This is a genomic window from Bacillus sp. JJ1764 (assembly GCF_036962145.1).
Classification (GTDB): domain Bacteria; phylum Bacillota; class Bacilli; order Bacillales; family Cytobacillaceae; genus Neobacillus.
This window is the reverse complement of the sequence record NZ_JBALNY010000117.1, coordinates 1-4,029: the sequence shown is the minus strand read 5'-3', so window position 1 is coordinate 4,029 and position 4,029 is coordinate 1. Positions and strand designations below refer to the sequence as shown.

Genomic DNA, 4,029 nt, shown 5'->3' with positions numbered 1-4,029 from the left:
CGGAAATCAACAGACTAGTTTAACAGAGACTTTTTATAAAGGAGTACTTGCCATGTCTGAAGGAATTCAAATTGAGGGAAAAAGAGTCATCATCGATATGCGTGCAAGAATAGCTAAAGGGGAACACCCGAGGCGTGAAATATTAAATGCAATTAAAGCTGCTCCTAAAGACAGTATTATTGAAATTCATCTACCTCATCGCGCGGAGCCACTGATTGCAAACTTACAATCTTTGGGGATGAATGTGATCGTCACTGAATTAGAACCGATGCATTTCCGATTAATGGCTGTTAAATTAGATTAATATTAAAAGTTATATCCCCGTTGTTAGGGGGTATTTTTTTATGTTGTTGTGCGTTTTTAAGAACAAAATAATTCTTAATATGTTATTATTTGATTGGAATGTTTTGGAGTAATGCTGAAAAAGGCACGGATTGATAAATTGGCAAGATTTTAGGGAGGATAATGAATGAGGCTTTGTATATTTCTGCTGATTGCGGGGACATTGGATGCCTTACTGACCCAATTGGGGATTGTGTCTGGTGTCATAGAAGAAGGAAATCCCATGATGAGAATGGTCATGGAGCATGGTTGGTACTATTTTTATTTTATAAAAATTATCCTCCCGCTTGTGCTACTCGGTTTATATTATCTTCGACCATTACAAGGAAAAATTCGGATGTTATTGGTTTCGACCTGCGTTCTGTATTTCTCCGTCATCGTTCTGCACATCGTATGGATCATCTTCTACTTAAATCCTTCAATCTAACCCTTGAAATCTGGACACTGCCCGCATGATAAGTTAGTATCAATAAGAAATGAATGATTTTAAAGGAGTCATGTATGATAAACACACTTAAGCCTTTTTTACAAAATATATGGGAAAAATCGGGGTTCCAAACGGAAACGGCCGTTCAACAGGAAGCGATTCCATTCATTCTTGAAGGGAAGGATCTGATCGCTGAATCCCCGACAGGCACAGGGAAAACATTAGCCTATTTACTGCCTCTGCTAAACAAAATGGAACCGGAATCTCAGGCACTGCAAACGGTTGTGTTGGCATCTTCTCAAGAGCTGGTTATGCAGATTTTCCAAGAATTCCAAAAATGGTCAGAAGGTAGCGGCATTAGAGGTACATCTATTATTGGCGGAGCCAACCTGAAACGGCAGCTGGAAAAATTAAAAAAGCGTCCTCACATTATTTTCGCCACTCCTGGAAGGCTCTTGGAGTTAATTAAACAGAAAAAAGTAAAGATGCATGAGGTTAAAATGATTGTCCTAGATGAAGGGGACCAGCTACTTATTCCGGAGCATCTCAGCTCTGTTCAAGGCATCGTTAAATCCGCAATGGCTGACCGACAAGTCGTGGTATTTTCGGCAACCCTTAAGGCGGGTGCTGAAAAACTGGCGAAAGAATTGACAAAACAGCCGGAAGTCATTCGGATTTCCAAAGATGAGATTTCTCAATCAGGCGAAGTAGAGCACATATATTTCTTTGGGGAAAAACGAGAAAAAGCCAAGCTGCTTGAAAAGATTGCCCGCTTAGAAAACAGTAAAACCCTTGCGTTCATTAATGACATTGGGGAAATTCAAGTTTTAAAAGAAAAATTAAATTTCAAAGAGCTCTCCGTTGCCGTATTACACAGCGATATGAAGAAACTGGAGCGTCAGGCAGCGCTAAAGGACTTCCGTGAAGGAAAAATAACCATGCTCATCGCTACCGACGTCGCTGCAAGAGGCCTAGATATCCAAGGAATTACCCACGTCGTCCAAATCGACCTCCCGCGCGATATCAACCAATACATCCACCGGGCAGGCAGAACCGGCCGAATGGGCGCCAATGGCATCGTCATCTCACTAGTCACCGAACGAGAAGAACGCGAACTCAAACGCTATTGCCGCGAACTAAAAGTACCCGTTCACAAACGAATCTTCTTCAAAGGACAGATCGCAGAAGAACAACAAAAACTACGGCAAAAATGAAATTAACTTATAAAGGGTGAAAAATATAGGGTGACAGGCACCGCCCGTGGACAAAATGGCATTTTGTCTACCTGGGGTGGACAATCTTCAAGATAGGACCATTTGGAGGGGAAGAAATGGAGAATCCGAAGTTAAGGCGATTAGGTGAAGAATGGCTGGAGGAAGTGACGATTCGGCAAATACAGGAGAAGTTTGCTAGTGAGGAGCTAACTTCACAGGAATTGGTTTTGCTTTACTTGTACAGGATTGCTTCGATAGACCCAAAGATTAATTCCGTTCTGGAGGTTAATCCTGACGCTTTACAAATTGCTGCTGCTCTTGATGCAGAGCGTCGGCGGACTGGTCCTCGCAGCAGTTTGCACGGGGTTCCGATTTTAATTAAGGATAACATTGATACCCATGATAAAATGCATACCAGCGCAGGGTCCTTGGCCTTAAAGAAATCGATTGCCCCCAGAGATTCCTTTGTCGCTGAACAATTGCGAAAAGCCGGAGCAGTAATTCTCGGAAAAACAAACATGACCGAGTGGGCCAATTTCATCGCAATCGGCATGAAGAACGGTTATAGCTCTCGCGGTGGCCAGGTCCTTAATCCATATGGACCGGATAAGTTTGATGTTGGCGGCTCAAGTTCAGGGTCAGGAGCTGCGATTGCTGCCAATTTGGCGGTAGCAGCAGTTGGGACAGAAACATCAGGTTCTATACTTAATCCGTCTTGTCAAAACTCTCTCGTAGGCATCAAACCAACTGTTGGTCTGATTAGTCGCCGAGGTGTTATCCCGATCGCTCACACCCATGATACAGCAGGGCCTATGGCAAGAACGGTGGAGGATGCGGTGATCCTGTTGACTGCGCTATGTGGGGTAGACGAGGAAGATCCGATTACTTTGACCAACCCGCTTGCTGATCGAGATTTTACTACTCACTTAAAAAAAGACGGACTCGCTGGCAAGAGAATCGGAATCGCCTTAGATGGATTTATCCAGTTTCTAAATAAAGAAAAACAAGAGGTTGTGCTTAGAGCCATTGAAGTGTTAAAAAATTCAGGCTCTGTGGTGATGGAAGAAATAGAAATACCGAGCGCAAAGGAGGACTGGAAATACGATGTATTAACGTATGAGTTTAAAGCAGACTTAAATTCATATTTAAGCCAGTTGCCTCCGACCGTCCCGATTAGAAGTCTAGCTGATTTAATCGAATTTAATCTTCAAGATGAAGAAAAAATGTTGAAATATGGGCAGTCTGTGTTGCTTGAATCTGAAGCAACGAGCGGATCTTTGCGGGAAAAAGAGTATATTGAGGCGCTGGAGTTTGAGCGTTATCATGCCACAAAGCAGGGAATTGATTATGCCTTAGAAAAAAATCAGTTAGATGTCATTGTTTTTCCTGGGGAAGAAGGGTCACATATTAGCGCCAAAGCCGGATATCCTTCCATTGCCGTTCCGATTGGCTATACTTCACTGGGAGAACCAGTCGGGATTACCTTTGCAGGAACAGCTTACAGTGAGCCCGTGTTAATTGAAGTAGCATATGCTTTTGAACAACTGACGAAATCTAGAAAACCGCCCATATTTGAAAAAGAATAACAAGGCAGACTTTCACTCATACTATCATTGACCTCTTAAAAAAGGAGATGATAGGTGTGGGCAGACAGAAACTTGGTAACCAAAATGCTCAGCGTAACAATAATCGTAAAAAAGCGATGAGAACGAGTGAAGAATTGGTTGAATTTGAAACAGGTGAAGATTTGAAGCGGAACCGTCCGCATGGTAAATAAATAATAGGGAAAACGCCTCCTGATTGTGGGAGGCGTTTTAATTTATGTTGATATCACTTTAAGTACGTTGGTAACCGCAAAGACACGGTGATATTTCACGAAATGCGTCGATAAATCCCAAAAACGCGTGGATATCCACCCAAAACTCGTTGATAAACCACAAAACGTGTGGATATCCACCCAAAAAGCGTTGATAAATCCAAAAAATACGTCGATACCCACCCGGAACACGTTGATAAACCACAAAACGTGTAGATAGCCACCCAAAA

General features: G+C 42.5%; 6 protein-coding genes. 5 read left to right on the top strand and 1 reads right to left on the bottom strand.

What is annotated here, in order from left to right; translation table 11 throughout:
* From V7083_RS16200 to V7083_RS16180, 5 genes are all read left to right on the top strand, one after another.
* On the top strand, positions 1-304 hold a 304-nt coding region (locus V7083_RS16200), incomplete at its 5' end, for a hypothetical protein (RefSeq protein ID WP_335479682.1).
* 165 nt (positions 305-469) lie between these two features.
* Complete coding sequence (locus V7083_RS16195) at positions 470-769, top strand: DUF5658 family protein (protein WP_335479680.1); 300 nt, start codon at positions 470-472, stop codon at positions 767-769.
* 74 nt (positions 770-843) lie between these two features.
* Positions 844-1,983 carry a DEAD/DEAH box helicase gene (locus tag V7083_RS16190; protein ID WP_335479678.1) on the top strand — a complete coding sequence of 380 codons (1,140 nt, stop codon included), beginning with the start codon at positions 844-846 and terminating at the stop codon, positions 1,981-1,983.
* 116 nt (positions 1,984-2,099) lie between these two features.
* Entirely contained in the window at positions 2,100-3,569 is a 1,470-nt protein-coding gene (locus tag V7083_RS16185; protein ID WP_335479676.1) for an amidase family protein, read from the top strand.
* Between the two features lie 56 nt (positions 3,570-3,625).
* On the top strand, positions 3,626-3,760 hold the full coding sequence (locus V7083_RS16180) for a hypothetical protein (protein ID WP_335479674.1): 135 nt from the start codon (positions 3,626-3,628) through the stop codon (positions 3,758-3,760).
* A 42-nt stretch (positions 3,761-3,802) separates the two neighbouring features.
* On the opposite strand, the gene V7083_RS16175 is transcribed toward V7083_RS16180, so the two are convergent.
* Positions 3,803-4,029: hypothetical protein (locus tag V7083_RS16175; protein WP_335479671.1), on the bottom strand; the 227-nt coding region annotated here is incomplete at its 5' end.